Raw genomic sequence first — 14390 nt, 5'->3', positions numbered from 1 at the left:
TCTGGCCTTACTTCTAAGCTGTGATATGGAGGAATCATAGTTCTGGCATTTCATTCACAATCTGTTCCAATGTAACCTCCTGGAGGACATTCTCCATCGCTTTTTGGGCGAGTGAGAACACAGGTACAATTGCACTGGCTATATTTTTGCCAACAGGACAATCGGGATTAGGATGCTCATGGACAGAAAACAACGAGTCCTCTTCCACCGCATTAACTGCCTTATAAATCTGCAGCAGCGTAATCTCGGATGCGCTACGTGTAAGCGAAGCGCCTGCGACTCCGGGGCGGGCATTTACTAGTCCTGCTTTTTGCAGCATACTCGTAAGCCGACGGATAACTACAGGGTTTGTGTTTACGCTACCAGCTATCCACTCCGACGTGCTTTTGCCTTCTTTATTGCTGTCAATCAACGTTAATATATGAATGGCTACCGCAAATCGGGTGCTAATATTCATGGAAATCTCTCCTTCTGCCTTGCTGCAAAACATCCTTCAGATGCAACTATAATAGTTACATTTCATGCATTTGTCAAACTTTTGAGGATATGAACAACTTAAAATCTATCAATATTCTCCATATAGATTATTCCTCAATATGACACATATTATTGAATCCAACATCAAGAATTCAAGAACTGCATTTACTTTTACAGTAAATAGAGTAATACTTTTGAAATGATTAAATATAGATAGGTTGGTGCATTTTAATGAAAAAAGATCGTTGGGACATATTTATAATAATAATAGCTGTCTTTGAATTTATTAATATAATGTACAGTTTAATATTCGAACAATCCATAGAGTGGTTTTCTTTGATTATATTAATTCTCTTTGTTTCTTTAATTGTTAATTCTAATATAAGTAAAAACAAAAAAATGATTAAATACAACTGCCAAATGGCACTCGTATCCTAAGTGTCTTTTCCTATCTTATCTTATCGAATTCCTTTAGGATCTCAGCCACCTGGGCAGCATATTTTTTACTCAGACGCGATTTGCCAAGATTACTCTTCACAATCTTAAGGATTCGGGCATCTCGGCTCTTTGCAAATCTCTCCAGCATAACAAAGCCTTCTTCAGGCTCATTCGCCACAAATACACTCAAGCTGTATTCAAGTCCCTTAGATAATACACGAAAATGCTCAGCGTCCTCATGTTGCGCTCCCCCACCATCTATACTCTCCATGATTCCGGCAGCCAACTGAAGACAATACAGCGTATTTTCTTTCTTTTTTAAAAGAGGAGGATGTGCTAACGCCGCTACAAAAGCCCGTTGTTCAAGCCTGTTCGCACCTTTCTCCCACATGTCAATCAGCTGCCTGAGCAGGGTGAAATCATCCTCCCCTATACTTTGCAACGCCATAGCAGACGCTTCACGCACCCTCCATCGCGAATCATTCATAGCTGTCTTGATGATGTTTTGAATCACTACTTGCTGCTCTTCTCCAGCGTAACTGTAATAAGCACCCAACGCCCTAACTGCACAAAACGGCAGAAACTCACGGGGATCATTCACCCCAGCTTCAGCTTCAGTAATGTCAGTCCAAGAGACGAGCAGCTCCCAGCCTGTATCTGTTAGATTAGGATGAGCGAATTGTTTGGCAAAATGGTCTGAGAGCTCCAAATTCACTCGTGGTCCTGGGAGTTTACTCTCCTGCATCATCAAATCATTAAGCTGTACCCACAGCTCCTTATCGTTTACCCATTGCTGAAACGGCACTTCAATCATCTTTTGCTCAGCCATCTCTGGTCCCTCCGATAGTTATCTTCAGATTTGAACAATTCCTTGCATCGCGTATGCGGGGCACAACCCATAAATAATAAGGTCTGTTCGCACACTACTCTTTATGCCTTAGTCAGAATAACAGGCTCACCTTTAGTCACGATAATCGTATGTTCAAACTGTGCTACCCGACCGTTATCTACAACACTTAGCGTCCAGCCATCCGATTGCTGCTCCACATAGTCCGCTCCAGTCGAGAGGAAGGGCTCTATCGTAATTACTTGTCCTTCCTTTAGCACCGTGGTCACTCTTGGATTATAGAAGGGTAGAATTTCAAAAGGTTTCTCATGCAGTGATTTGCCAATTCCATGGCTGCACAGATTACGCACCACTCTATAACCGCGTTTGCGAGCTTCAAGTTCCATCATTCTGCCGATCTCGTTAACCTTCATTCCTGCCCGCAGATGATTGATCACACTCATCATGGTTTCCTCTGTACTCCGGCATAAACGCAGAATATCATCGTTATAGGGCGGCAGTTGAAAAGAAACGCCAGCATCCCCATAATACCCATTCAGCTCAGCAGAGACATCAATGTTGATCAAATCGCCAGCATTAATCACTCTCGGACCCGGAATACCATGAGCAACCTCTTCGTTCACACTGATGCAGGTGCTGCCCGGGAAATTATAAGTTATCTTCGGGGCTGAGGATGCTCCGAAGCTTTCCAGAATCTCAGCTCCAATAAGATCTAACTCCGCAGTCGTCATCCCAGGGGTTACTTTCTTTTTCATCTCAGCGATGGTGTGGCCCACCACTTTTCCAATAGCTTTTAACCCTTCTAAATCTTGTACCGTATCACTTGTCATCCAACACACATTCCTCTCACTTCATGAATTAATCATTTGTCCAGCCTCTGAAATGCACTCCCTACCCACTGAAAAGTATCTTCCACTTGTTTGCCTGCTGCGTTATCGTAGTAACTTCTCTTGAAGCTATGCTCATCAACTTTATCCAGCTTTATGGAATACCGCTCAGGACTGCTGATAAACAGCTGATTTTCAGGTTTAATAGGCAGTTCTTCTATCACGTTATTTCTTCTGAGTGTAAAAAGCTTGTAGAAATAACCGTTACTCGTTCCATATTGTCCGATCGTAAAATCGGGATCACCATCTCCATTATAATCCTCAAACTGAAGCTGGAAAAAATCATTAAAGGTCTGGGCAAATTGATCATTTAACGGATAGCTACTCAGTGTTTTTCCATGCTCGTCAGTCACTACTAGCCTAAATCGGCCACTCCAGTTTCTTCCCGCTAACGGACTCGGTGTAGTCCAATCTTCGCTATATGTCCCCTCTAGCAGTTGCAGATTTAAAAATCCCGCTCTCCCTGTGACCGGAGACAGTTCATTATGTGATAGGGTTACTGGACCTGTTACCTCGACAGAAGTCTCCACAGGGTCTGCCTGTTCAATGTTCTCCGTATCGATTGTTCCATAAATGAGCTTTCTTAACTGGTCAGAGTTTTTTACAGGAATTGTGTAGCCCTGACTGCTGTTCTCTGCTGTAGTAAACATCCCTTCATGTCCAAGTTGATCTCCAAGCGCTATGTAATAATCTTCCGAATAGCCGTCCCCATAAACAAGCTTCATTTCAAATTCCGGACCCCAATCCAGATCATCAGAAAATTTCTTGCTCTTGTTCATAGCCTCCGCAAGCGTCTTGATCAAAACAGAATCCTTTAGTGTTAAGCTCTCTGAGTGCAAAGGACGATCCGCTTGTTTCTGATCACTCGTTGCCACGGGTGTCAACGACACGCCTTCGATCCATCTGGCATTGATGAAGCCCAAATCACTTTTACATCCGCTTAACACTACGACCAATAACAAAGGTGCTATCCATATTAACCGCCTAATGCGAATCGCCTCCAATACATAAGCATATTCCAATTATAACAGTGTCTATAAATATATAAAAACGACTTTATGAACACGCGATTAAAAAAAGACTACAACCTGCTTATTAAAGCGTGGTTCTAGTCTTAAAATGGCAATTGATTAGATTGCTCCCATCGTTTTGAGCCAAGCATCCGCAATAAGTGCATGACCTGCAGGAGTAGGATGTACTCCATCATATGCCCAGTAAGCCGGTTCTGCTTTTACGGAAGCCGCTGCAAAAAGTCCATCTAGCGGAACCAGCGGCGCCCCATATTCACGTGCCAGCTCGCGGACAATATGAATTTTAGGATCAAGATCCTGACGCCAAGTTCTACGATCTTCCGGTACAGGCAAAACAAAAGGCTCTATAAGCACTAATTTAGCATCCAAAGATTTCCGAGTACGTTCGATCAGGTCCCGATATGAAGCTTCAAACTGCTCGGGAGTGGTTTCTTCACCAGAATCAAAATGCCGCCAAGTGTCATTAATTCCAATATAAATGGACACCCAAGTCGGCTTCAAATCCAGACAATCCTTATCCCAACGTCCCTGTAAATCAACAATACGGTTGCCACCAATACCACGGTTAATAAAAGTAAGATTCTTCTCTGGATATAAATACCCCAGACGAGCGGCGACCATCATTGCATAACCTACTCCAAGTGATGAAGCGTCTTCATGATTACGCCCCCAGTCTGTTATGCTGTCCCCTTGAAACAGAATGACATCGTTTTGTTGGAATATCATAAATGAAATCCTCCTCTAACTACCTCTGTTAATATAACCCAATCTATTATATCAAATACAATGAATACAGCCTACTGTGAAACATCAATAATGCAAACATTTCACTAAAAAAACAATAACAAAAACCCCGCTCAGATTTGAGCAGGGTTTAGGGTTAAGCTATATTAGTAAGCTAGGCTGAACAATCCTTTAATGTGGGACAAGTAACGGATATTACTTGCTTCCTTCATCAGAGTTGCAGGCAAGCCCTTTAACGGAGTAGAACTTGCACCAACGATGGCAACACCGTCTTTACGGCCTAAGCTAGCAAGTGTACCAGAGTTGATTGGGCTAAAGCTTTCAAACGATTTATTTTTCAAGAAGGCATACAGATTGTATCCGATCAATTCACCCATTTGCCAAGCGATTTGCGCAGTTGGAGGGTAAGGACGTCCGTCTTCTGCAAAGACCACCGCGCTGTCACCAGCAACGAATACATCTTTGTGGGAAGTGGATTGCAAGAATTCATTCACCGTTGCACGACCGCGGTTAACTTCAAGACCGGATTCGCCGATGAGTGGATTTCCTTGTACGCCACCAGTCCATACAAATGTGTTAGCAATAATTTTTTGACCGTCTTTCAAGTCAATCGCATTGCCTTCTACATTCGTAACAGGAAGACCTGTCAGGAATTGAACACCACGTTTTTCCAAGCTTGCTACAGCACGTTCGATTAATGCATCTGGCAATACTGGAAGGATTTTAGGACCTGCTTCAACGAGCATTAGCTTAATTTCTTTAGGATCAACGCCATATTTTTTAGTAAGTGTAGGCAATACATCCGCGATTTCACCAACAAGCTCAACACCTGTTAAGCCGCCGCCACCGATCAGGATGTTTGCATCTGCTTCATTTTTCGATTTCGCATATTCACGAATACGATCTTCAATATGTTGATGAATTTTGTTAGCATCTGCAGCTGATTTCAATACCATACTGTATTGTTCAAGCCCTGGAATGCCAAAATAAGCTGTAGTGCTGCCAAGACCTACAACAAGCGCATCATAAGTAAGTGTCACACCATCAGAAAGAACAATTTGTTTGTTCTCCACAGAAAATGAATTAACCTTCGCGATTTTCAGGTCAATATCTTTCCCTGCGAAAAGCTTAGTTAGAGGCATAGCTACAGCACCCTCTGCAACACTACCTGCTGCAAGACGATGCAATTCTGTAATGATTTGGTGGGTAGGATACTGATTAACTACAGTAATTTTAGCTTCATCTTTTTTGAGATATTTGCGTACGGTTAAGGCGCTTAGTAGACCACCATAACCTGCTCCTAGAATGACAATATGTTTAGACATGATGTTTCCTCCGTCCCTTACGTATAAGATATGAAAATGATTATTTCTGCTTACTGCGTTCTCCAGCAACTTGAAGGTATGCATTTACGAAACGGAAAAGCTTTTGCGCTTGCGGATCTTTCAACAACTTCATAAGACCAAAAAGACCAATAACTTCGTTACTTTCATTCGCACGATCTTTTGCTTCGATCACTGTAGCTGCCATATTCTTCGCGGAATGCACTACAGGTTCAGCAAGTTCTTTAATTGCACTTACCGTATCACTTTTCAAAACATCATCCGCTGCGACAGTTTGCACAAAGTCATAGGACTTTGTAAGCACGCCAACAAGCTCAGTTAATTTTGGCAGCTGTTCCACCAAGACTGTTAATGATTCCTGGACTTCTGGTTTCAAGAGCTGTTCTAGAACATCCATTTGTTCCTTGCTAACAGCTACTTTTGGTGATTCTTGTTCAGGTTGTGTTTGAGTGATTGATTCTGACATATCCAAATCTCCTCTGCAATAAGCTTTGCTGCTTAATAGTAATGAAAAACATAAGAACTTTTAACGCCATATTTCTATTATAGCACTTATCAAGTTATAAATGTCACAAAGTTTTTGAATTTCCATAAAAATTTGTGATTTTTATTACATTATAATAAATTATTTAAATTACTAGTGTTAATTAAAACCGTTTGAGTGAATTAATGTACAAATTCATTCAAATTCTTCTCAGTTTTCAATAAAACCTCCACAATGTCCATATTCTTCTCTGTTAGAAGTAACCTGAAATAAAGAGAACGCAGGAAGTTCTTTGTATTTATTCGATTAACGTACTGGCTGTGGCTTCTAGGCCAACTGCCACATTGCGCCAAGTTGAGAATCCAATCGGTTATAGACTGCTGTGGAAGTAAATGATGATCGATGATTGTAACTATAATAGTAGCAATCCGTTCATCTTCTTCCTCCCTGAATATGTATTGATCGTTATAAAGCATCTTTTGAATAACTGTCAGAACCTCTTCCCGCACCTCGGCATCACTCTCCGAGCATAAAACCAGCTCATCCAAGGCGTCTGCGCCATGGGCTGCTGCGTGTGCCCAGCCTTCTTTTTCCATATAACCTTTTAAGTCCCGTTCTTCCTCATAATAACGAATCAAACCCTGCTTCACCTTTATAAATTCAGAGCTATCCAATATAGCCATTTCCCTATGCCTCTGGAGAATAAGAGCAACAACCAATACAGAAAATGTTCTTGTATACACCGTCAGATCTTCTTTATTCCCAATGTGATAAAAAAGATGCTGCTCGTCAAGAAGTATCCACAGCAGTTCACGAAGCTCCGCATCATTAAACCAATGTTTCTCATTAATCCATTTGTAGAATGTGGAATAAATCAATTCATCACGCAGTACAGGCTCGGGATCTCCTATATGCTCAAGCATCAACTTCACATAATCCTTTATGTCCTCTCCACTTCTAAGCTCGTAGTCATTCTCTTCGATTCTTTGCAAATCTATCATCAATTGTTCTCTACTATTAATCAATTTATCCACCCTTTCATCCACTGTGTTTCTACATATCCTAATATCCTAATTTATGTCCTATTTTTTGACAACAGGGTATTCAAGATTAACTTCAATAAATTTTATCATTGACGAATTTTTTAGGCTGTGTTATTTTGAGTTAGTAACATTTAGTTAGTTCATTTACAAATATCAGGTGTTGATATTTTACAACCGAATACATACACAACGGAGGAATACTTATGAGCGCTTTTACAGACTTGATTCAGTCACGCAGATCCGCTATGAATTTTGTGGAAGGGGTTATCATCCCTCAGAATGAATTAGAGGAAATGTTCTCTTATGCCAGATTGGCACCCTCGGCCTATAATCTACAGCATACAAATTACAAAGTGATATCTAACGAGAGCTTAAAAGAAGAAATTCGCGAAGCAGCTTACGGCCAATATAAAATCCATACTGCTTCAGCAGTTATTGTAGTGCTAGGAGATAAGCATGCTTATCAGCAGGCTCCAGAAATCTATGGCGGGCTTAAAGCTTTAGGAGCGATGTCACAAGAGGAATATGATGAGCAAATAGAGATGATTAACAATGCTTACATTGATAAGGATGCTTTTCAAAGAGATGAAGCAATACGTAATGCCTCTCTCTCTGCCATGCACTTTATGCTGATCGCCAAAGATAAAGGCTGGGATACCTGCCCGATGATCGGCTTCGATGCTGATGCTATCCAATCCACCTTAAATCTGCCGGATCATATGGTACCTGTTATGCTGATCACGATCGGCAAAGACAAAAAACATAAAATCAGACCCCGCGGCTACCGTAAGCCAGTCAACGAGTTCGTTGAATTCATCTGATTATAGATACAGCAAAACGTTCCATCCGAGGCAAGTAGCGGGTGGAACGTTTTTTAATTGGAACTCATCATGAAGATAATGAACCGTACGCCCGATATACAAGAGGGGCTCTACTTCGCATATTGTAAAATGGCTATCGCTGCTCTTTCCCGTCGTTCGGAGTCATCACAAATCAAAGCATCTTTCAAAATATTAAGCGCCTTAGAGAGTGTCTCCTCATCCAATTCCAGCGGACTATTCATTTCTTGTTCATTAGCAGAAACACCTGTAATCCACAGATCCAAGCGAGCACTTGGTTTGGGACCCTTATATTGTACAACCGGTGCACTTTGGTTAAATAACTCCCGCACGCCTGTGTTTAGTTCAGAAATCGGCACACTTTTCAACCACGTCACACCACGCCGATGGCATGTACCCTCGTCAACATTATCAGTAAACTCGTTGTAAAAATAATCTCCGAGGTCCCCGAGATGTACCCAATCTCCATCGGCCACCAGCACATAATCTCCATCTTGCATCGTATGTACAAATAGCTGAAGGGCTTGCAGATGTTGCGTAAGCTCCAACTCACTATATTGGTATGTGCCAATCAATCGATCACGAAGTTCCTCTGTGCTTAGATTCTCCAGATCCCCTATTCCGGGGTAGCCGATACTCACATAATTATCCTCCAAAAATGTGCTGATCCGCTCAATCCCCAGTGGCTTCGATCCCATCCGAAACAGATTCATATGTCATTCCTCCAAATACTTAATAAAATGCTTGTAGTAGCCCTTGGATTTGGGAGTAACAAACCGTCCATCATTCGCAGAATCCTTCATTAGTTTATGAAGCTTCGGACCTCCAGTATAGGGATCTACTACGCTAGCCTTAAGTCGTGTCGCTTGGATTGCCTTCTGAGGACAAGAATAAACACAACGCATACATAATAAACAATTTTGACTGAAAACAATTCCTTCTACGCCGCTACTAATATTGGATGTTGGACAGTTTCTGACACATTTTAAGCATAGTGTGCAAGCGTCCGTTGTACGCAATCCTTTGGCGAAGTATTTTCCCCCTTGGTGCTCCTCACAATAATATACTGTTCTCAGAACCCGCTCCAACACAGGGTGAATCGGCAGATTTCGTAGTGTCCGGTTTTCGATTTCCTCTGCAAACAATTCCACCTTACGCTGTGCGGCTTGATACAACTGCTTATTCAACCTGTCATCATATTTAATATAAAAATTACATGGCATCGCCAAAATCGAATTGTGAAAGGGATTATATCCCTTCCCACGCAAAGAACGAAGCACCGTTATTGATATAGTGTGGAGAGGATGCCGTTTTGAATACAAATACCGGGGTTCCATTACAATCAGGTAGCCCTTCTGCAAAACGTTCAACAAAACCGGAAGCGCCAAAGCCTAGAACCGGATGACCAATACCTATAAGATCATAGGCTTCATATTCTACAGAACGAGTGCCTTTAAAAACATCTTCCACTCTAAACAAATCTACATCTTGCCCTTTACTTCTTAGCCTTTCAGCAAATTGCTTAGCAATAATCTCCGTATTGCCAGTACCTGAGAAATAAAATATGGCCGTCTTTGCATTATGCATTCCATCCCCTCCCAGATCAAATATACCTCATTCCCGTCTGGGAAAGCTGTGAAGTTGAGATGGGTTTTGGCTAATTCGGACTCAGTTGCTCTTATTTCCATAATTTCGCTCATTTTGCCACACTATCGGACTCAGTTGCAGCTATTCGCTCAAATGCACTCCTTTTCTGCACAAATCAGGGGCAATAAGAGCTATACAGTCCGAAACCTTTGCAAAATGAACCCATATGCTGAAATAGCTGCAATACGGTCCGCTACGATTTCAATCGAGCAAAAGGTAGTTGGTTTCGAGATGTAGGCGGCTAAGTTTAGGACGTAGGCGGCAAGGTTGAGTAATAGGTAACTAATTTCGTGCACGGAGTAGATAGGTTGGGCTATAGGGAGCTAATTCCGCACGGTGTAGATAGGTTGAGCCATAGGTAGCTAATTCCGCACGAAGTAGTTAAGTTGAGCCCAAGACAGCTAGTTTAAGCAATGGGCAGCACGTCTAGGATCAAATTTGGCAGGCGGTGTTCTTTTTAACAACTGTCCGGACTCAGTTGCTCTTATTTCCATAATTTCGCTCGTTTTATCACACTATCGGACTCAGTTGCAGCTATTCACCCAAACCTGCTCAAATATTGTACTTAACAAATCCTCAATCATGCGTCCTCACAGGAGTAATTAAAAAAAGTGTGGACGAAGATGCGTCTACAGGTAGGATCACCAGCGGCCTTTCTTTTCCCGCGAACCTGATTCTAAGCGTCTCGCTATCGATCGCCCGAAGGATGTCCCTGAAATATTTTCCGTTAAAGGCTACTCGAAAATGATCACCTTCCAGATGCTCCAAAGGAATCTCTTCTTTTACATCCCCAATTTCTGCAGTCTTGGACACTAAACTTAGCATGTTAGAAGGAAGTACGCTGAGCATAACACTCTCACTAGCCAATATAGAAATACGTTCAACCACATGTAACAAACGATCCTTCTTAACAATCACTTCGGAGAGGTACGCTTTTGGGATTAAATTATTGACAGAGGGATAAGTTCCTTCTAGAAGAGCAGACTGAACCCTCAATCCACTAGAAATAAATCTGATCTGCTTGGGGCCTATTTCTAAATCGGTGCTGCTGTCTGGATCATCGTTTAATATTTTTAAAAGATCCTCCAGGGTGCTGCCCGGGATTACAACATCTAAAGGAACTGTCCCGTAATCTTCTACGCTTTCAACAACATGCTGGGCGAAGCGGATGCCATCAGTGGCGACTACACGAATATTATGCTTCTCTATTTGCAGCAAAACTCCTGTAAGCACAGGTCTGGTTTCCGATGAAGAGACCGCAAAAACCACTCTTTTAAATATTTGCTTCAGGAGAGTGTTCTTCATGCTTATCCTTTGAATGTTTGGATGATCTATGTATTGGATTCTTGGAAACTCTGCCACATCCATTCCACATAAACGAAATTGAGTGCTCCCTGATTGAATATTTAATATCAATGACTCTACGATTTCCAGCCTAATTAGTCCAGGATCAAGCTTACGAATGATCTCATAAAAATAACGCGCGGGAACGACGATCTCACCTGTGTTGTGCACAACCATCGAATCCATCTTCACAGGGAGCTTATATTCAATGGTCATTCTTATATTGCTGGCTGTTAATATCAGACCCTGAGTTTGCGCTTGAATAAGTATTCCTGATAGAACACGTGAGGAACTATTCGCGGATATGGCTTTTAATGCTGCCTGTAAAGCGGTACTAAGAGAATCTTTTGATACATGGATTAGCAAAGACTTCACCTAACTCTCCTTAGATTCCTTTACAAAATGCGCCTCAATGATGTTCCGAAATACTTGGGAGCGAGATGCGTTCTGATCCGCGCAAGCCTGCTCTATCTCCTGCCAAACGTCCTCAGATAACGTCAGTGATACCTTTTTAGTTACACCAGTGCTTTTTCTACCTGCACCTTCCCGAAGCCCTCCCCTTGTAAAAAGAAACCCCAACTGCCCGTCTTTAGTAGCTACACCTACTTTGACTTTATCCTCGTTGTTACTTGCGCTATCGCTAGTGACCTTATTTTTAATTTCGCTAATACTGCTCCCCTTTTGTTCGCCCTCGAATTTATGATCACCCAATCCCTCACACCTCCATATTTGAATTTAGTAACTTAAATCAATATATCCACTAATTTCATAATACCATAATCGCCATTAATCCACCACAATTCTAACCACAAAAAAACACCCCAAAGATCGGAGTGTGTGCGGTGAGCTGGGCATGAGTTGGGTATGAGTTGGGTATGAGTTGGGTATTGCAACGATAACCCATGGATTTTTTTATTTTGCTTAAAATCGTTTGGGAATGTATGAGTTAATTGCACTTTATACAACTATAAACAATACATTGTGCTGCCCGAGCGAAATAAGTGTATTCTCTGCAACTAAATTCAACGATATTAACAAATTAGTGTGAAAAGACTTCTTTTAACTGCACCAAATGCAACTAAAAGTGACTAAGCTTCTTATCTCCTGCAAATAAGTGTATAAACTGCAACTATCCCGTTTGCCCGCTCGCGGACACACGCACGCACACCCTCATCATGCCACTAACCCAACCTTCATCCCCTCACACACCCTCATCATGCCACTAACCCAACCTTCCTCCCCTCTCCCTCACCTCATCATGCCACTAACCCAACCTTCCTCCCCTCTCCCTCACCTCATCATGCCACTAACCCAACCTTCCTTCCCTCTCCCAAAGACTCCTTTCCCTACAACTCCCATCACCATTACCTCAGAACTCCCTACTTATGTAAAAATAGCTCGCCTCATAACTCAACGTTCGGCACATATTAATATCTACTCTTCCACCCACGCGCCTTACTGAAACCACACTATCTCAGGATGTTCTGATAATTTGGTGGGAAGTCTGACTTTTTTGGGTCTTTTAGATGCTTGAACGATTCAAGCTTCACCTTAGGACCAGGAGAGATCCTAAAAGTCATGGTATCTTCTCCAACTGAAATATGTGGACCAACTGTAGGATATACGTTAAGTGTAATCAAGAAATCAAACCCACGGAAACCATTGAGCCGCTTCACCTCAGTCACATCCACAAAGTAAGGATAAACCATTGGCGATTCTCGCAAAAGCGGCGAATAAATATCTGCAATCTTTTTCTCAATATGGGGTAAAAGAAATAACATCAGCATGTCTTGAAACTTAAGTTCGCGAGAATCTTGATCTGGCAGTTGAAGTCCCGAATCAGACCTGGAAGGTGTTACAGATTGAGGTTGAATTAACCTATTTGCGGAGCAAGGTTGTGGCGTCAGAACGAGCATCACTGCGACAAGAAGGGGAGCAATCCAGCTTTTTTTCATCACAATAGCCTCCTTAGGGAACTTTATATAAATTCCCCAAAGAGACCCTATTTCTATACGTTAAATCTCAATCCTGTTAAAAAGAAAGGGTTCTCCCTTAAGATAATTTTTCAGGATCGCTAACGCATACGTCTGTTCTGCTTTTAGACCCTCGGTTTCCCTAGGATCGGATGCGTGATGGCAATAATTTTCGATCATAACCATGACCGTAAAATTCTCTAAAGTCTGAACCCACTCCCCGTCAAGCTTGGCGATACTTTCGTACCCCTTAATGACCCCTTCTCTTTGCAATGGATACAGTCCAAGAAGGGTATGTGCCACGTCATAAAGATAATACCCCCAACCACATCTCCCAAAATCAATCGGCCGAGGCTCACCCTCTTTAAATATGATGTTGCCTTGATGTAAATCTCCATGAATAACGCCATAAGACCTTCTGTTCTTATTTTTATGCTGCTTGCTTAACCAGTTGAATAATTTCTCAGCTGCCGACTGATACAGCACAAACTCATCATCCGTAAGAAAACAATGATAATGCAGCTTTAAACGAAGCATTGCTTTTCGAAAGCTATGTTCATCCCAAACAGGACGATTAAAGCCAGAGGGTAACTCCAGCTCCTGTGCCGCCTTATGTAGCTTGGCTAATAGAACGCCTTCTTTGTAAATTTGTTCTTCGGTAAGATTTTCATTCGCATGTTCCCCTTCAACCCAGCGCATTAAAGAGGCATAAACACCTTCTCCATTTCCCTGTTCCACTCTGAACGTTACAGCACCCGTGCGATCATGAACACCTTTTGGCAGGGGGACATCAATTTTGCTCTTCAAAAGCTCCAGCCACGCGATTTCGGAGTTAATTTCCTCTTTAGATCTCCCCGAATGAAGGCGCAGTAAAAAAGTTCCCTCTTTATTAGTTTCGATAACAAAGGTACAGGTATCCGATAGCTGGTTAAAACGAATCTGCGTCCAATCCAGGTCAAAGTTCTGAAGCGCTATTAAAGCTGCCTGCTTATAATTTTTTCTCATCGCAAAGGAAGGAACAATTCAGTCTCATCGGGCCAGGAAGGGTTCGCAAATTGATAGATTTCTATAACCAATCCACGATCATTACTCTGCAAACTGCTATTAAATTCTCGCTTCATTTCCGGCAATTCAAGCACTTGGACTTGGCCTTCATCATTCATAAATAACCATCCCTTCAATGATCTATAAAAATGAAAACTATCTGAAAAAATATTTATCTTGAAAATATTTTCAGAAAACTAAATAATAGAAAAGCAATACTTACATGTCGGATCTATCATCTTAACCAAG

At 41.9% G+C, this 14390-nt stretch carries 17 protein-coding genes; 1 reads left to right on the top strand and 16 read right to left on the bottom strand.

What is annotated here, in order from left to right; all coding sequences use genetic code 11:
- Window positions 1–34: 34 nt before the first annotated feature.
- The 8 genes from MHH50_RS11745 to MHH50_RS11710 form a co-directional block, all read right to left on the bottom strand.
- Window positions 35–457, bottom strand: coding sequence for an Rrf2 family transcriptional regulator (locus MHH50_RS11745; protein WP_076100677.1), 423 nt, complete (start codon window positions 455–457; stop codon window positions 35–37).
- A 468-nt stretch (window positions 458–925) separates the two neighbouring features.
- A complete protein-coding gene (locus MHH50_RS11740; protein WP_340034357.1) occupies window positions 926–1744 on the bottom strand; it encodes a hypothetical protein in 819 nt (272 codons plus the stop codon).
- A gap of 101 nt (window positions 1745–1845) precedes the next feature.
- Window positions 1846–2592 (bottom strand): type I methionyl aminopeptidase, encoded by a 747-nt coding sequence (gene map / locus MHH50_RS11735; RefSeq protein ID WP_076218952.1) that lies wholly within the window; start codon window positions 2590–2592, stop codon window positions 1846–1848.
- Window positions 2593–2624: 32 nt separating this feature from the next.
- Entirely contained in the window at window positions 2625–3611 is a 987-nt protein-coding gene (locus tag MHH50_RS11730; RefSeq protein WP_143761996.1) for a hypothetical protein, read from the bottom strand.
- Window positions 3612–3779: 168 nt separating this feature from the next.
- A complete protein-coding gene (locus MHH50_RS11725; protein ID WP_340034356.1) occupies window positions 3780–4406 on the bottom strand; it encodes an SGNH/GDSL hydrolase family protein in 627 nt (208 codons plus the stop codon).
- Window positions 4407–4570: 164 nt separating this feature from the next.
- Complete coding sequence (locus MHH50_RS11720; protein ID WP_036685891.1) at window positions 4571–5749, bottom strand: NAD(P)/FAD-dependent oxidoreductase; 1179 nt, start codon at window positions 5747–5749, stop codon at window positions 4571–4573.
- Between the two features lie 40 nt (window positions 5750–5789).
- The gene (locus MHH50_RS11715; RefSeq protein ID WP_036685888.1) at window positions 5790–6233 is read right to left on the bottom strand and encodes a DUF1641 domain-containing protein; all 444 of its coding nucleotides are present in this window, start codon (window positions 6231–6233) and stop codon (window positions 5790–5792) included.
- Between the two features lie 200 nt (window positions 6234–6433).
- Window positions 6434–7252 carry a DUF2785 domain-containing protein gene (locus MHH50_RS11710; protein WP_340034355.1) on the bottom strand — a complete coding sequence of 273 codons (819 nt, stop codon included), beginning with the start codon at window positions 7250–7252 and terminating at the stop codon, window positions 6434–6436.
- Window positions 7253–7497: 245 nt separating this feature from the next.
- Between MHH50_RS11710 and MHH50_RS11705 the strand changes: the two genes are divergently transcribed.
- Window positions 7498–8115 carry a nitroreductase family protein gene (locus MHH50_RS11705; protein WP_076129923.1) on the top strand — a complete coding sequence of 206 codons (618 nt, stop codon included), beginning with the start codon at window positions 7498–7500 and terminating at the stop codon, window positions 8113–8115.
- A gap of 110 nt (window positions 8116–8225) precedes the next feature.
- Here MHH50_RS11705 and MHH50_RS11700 read toward each other — a convergent pair whose 3' ends face one another.
- The 8 genes from MHH50_RS11700 to MHH50_RS11665 all read right to left on the bottom strand — a co-directional run bounded on the left by MHH50_RS11700 (window position 8226) and on the right by MHH50_RS11665 (window position 14260).
- On the bottom strand, window positions 8226–8846 hold the full coding sequence (locus tag MHH50_RS11700) for a hypothetical protein (protein ID WP_076220386.1): 621 nt from the start codon (window positions 8844–8846) through the stop codon (window positions 8226–8228).
- A gap of 3 nt (window positions 8847–8849) precedes the next feature.
- Window positions 8850–9356 (bottom strand): EFR1 family ferrodoxin, encoded by a 507-nt coding sequence (locus MHH50_RS11695; RefSeq protein WP_340034354.1) that lies wholly within the window; start codon window positions 9354–9356, stop codon window positions 8850–8852.
- 25 nt (window positions 9357–9381) lie between these two features.
- Window positions 9382–9720 carry a flavodoxin domain-containing protein gene (locus MHH50_RS11690; protein WP_340034353.1) on the bottom strand — a complete coding sequence of 113 codons (339 nt, stop codon included), beginning with the start codon at window positions 9718–9720 and terminating at the stop codon, window positions 9382–9384.
- 636 nt (window positions 9721–10356) lie between these two features.
- Window positions 10357–11499, bottom strand: coding sequence for a DNA polymerase III subunit beta (gene dnaN / locus MHH50_RS11685; RefSeq protein WP_340034352.1), 1143 nt, complete (start codon window positions 11497–11499; stop codon window positions 10357–10359).
- The gene (locus MHH50_RS11680; RefSeq protein WP_254847621.1) at window positions 11500–11835 is read right to left on the bottom strand and encodes a hypothetical protein; all 336 of its coding nucleotides are present in this window, start codon (window positions 11833–11835) and stop codon (window positions 11500–11502) included.
- A 758-nt stretch (window positions 11836–12593) separates the two neighbouring features.
- Window positions 12594–13079, bottom strand: a complete 486-nt coding sequence (locus MHH50_RS11675) for a DUF3888 domain-containing protein (protein ID WP_256715141.1) — start codon at window positions 13077–13079, stop codon at window positions 12594–12596.
- Window positions 13080–13139: 60 nt separating this feature from the next.
- Entirely contained in the window at window positions 13140–14102 is a 963-nt protein-coding gene (locus tag MHH50_RS11670) for a phosphotransferase (RefSeq protein WP_340034351.1), read from the bottom strand.
- A complete protein-coding gene (locus MHH50_RS11665; protein WP_175618940.1) occupies window positions 14099–14260 on the bottom strand; it encodes a hypothetical protein in 162 nt (53 codons plus the stop codon). The genes MHH50_RS11670 and MHH50_RS11665 overlap by 4 nt, the downstream gene beginning before the upstream one ends.
- Window positions 14261–14390: the final 130 nt, after the last annotated feature.

The sequence above is a fragment of the Paenibacillus sp. FSL H3-0302 genome, assembly GCF_037982245.1.
Taxonomy (GTDB): Bacteria; Bacillota; Bacilli; order Paenibacillales; family Paenibacillaceae; genus Paenibacillus_AQ; species Paenibacillus_AQ odorifer.
Note: the sequence above shows the minus strand (reverse complement) of the source record. Positions and strands in the feature narration are given on the sequence as shown.

Excerpts from the sequence above, each read along its gene's own strand:
- MHH50_RS11745 (WP_076100677.1), bottom strand. The coding sequence starts at position 457 with ATGAATATTAGCACCCGATTTGCGGTAGCCATTCATATATTAACGTTG.
- MHH50_RS11740 (WP_340034357.1), bottom strand. The coding sequence starts at position 1,744 with ATGGCTGAGCAAAAGATGATTGAAGTGCCGTTTCAGCAATGGGTAAAC.
- map (WP_076218952.1), bottom strand. The coding sequence starts at position 2,592 with ATGACAAGTGATACGGTACAAGATTTAGAAGGGTTAAAAGCTATTGGA.
- MHH50_RS11725 (WP_340034356.1), bottom strand. The coding sequence starts at position 4,406 with ATGATATTCCAACAAAACGATGTCATTCTGTTTCAAGGGGACAGCATA.
- MHH50_RS11720 (WP_036685891.1), bottom strand. The coding sequence starts at position 5,749 with ATGTCTAAACATATTGTCATTCTAGGAGCAGGTTATGGTGGTCTACTA.
- MHH50_RS11715 (WP_036685888.1), bottom strand. The coding sequence starts at position 6,233 with ATGTCAGAATCAATCACTCAAACACAACCTGAACAAGAATCACCAAAA.
- MHH50_RS11710 (WP_340034355.1), bottom strand. The coding sequence starts at position 7,252 with ATGATAGATTTGCAAAGAATCGAAGAGAATGACTACGAGCTTAGAAGT.
- MHH50_RS11705 (WP_076129923.1), top strand. The coding sequence starts at position 7,498 with ATGAGCGCTTTTACAGACTTGATTCAGTCACGCAGATCCGCTATGAAT.
- MHH50_RS11700 (WP_076220386.1), bottom strand. The coding sequence starts at position 8,846 with ATGAATCTGTTTCGGATGGGATCGAAGCCACTGGGGATTGAGCGGATC.
- MHH50_RS11695 (WP_340034354.1), bottom strand. The coding sequence starts at position 9,356 with ATGCCATGTAATTTTTATATTAAATATGATGACAGGTTGAATAAGCAG.
- MHH50_RS11690 (WP_340034353.1), bottom strand. The coding sequence starts at position 9,720 with ATGCATAATGCAAAGACGGCCATATTTTATTTCTCAGGTACTGGCAAT.
- MHH50_RS11675 (WP_256715141.1), bottom strand. The coding sequence starts at position 13,079 with ATGAAAAAAAGCTGGATTGCTCCCCTTCTTGTCGCAGTGATGCTCGTT.
- MHH50_RS11670 (WP_340034351.1), bottom strand. The coding sequence starts at position 14,102 with ATGAGAAAAAATTATAAGCAGGCAGCTTTAATAGCGCTTCAGAACTTT.
- MHH50_RS11665 (WP_175618940.1), bottom strand. The coding sequence starts at position 14,260 with ATGAATGATGAAGGCCAAGTCCAAGTGCTTGAATTGCCGGAAATGAAG.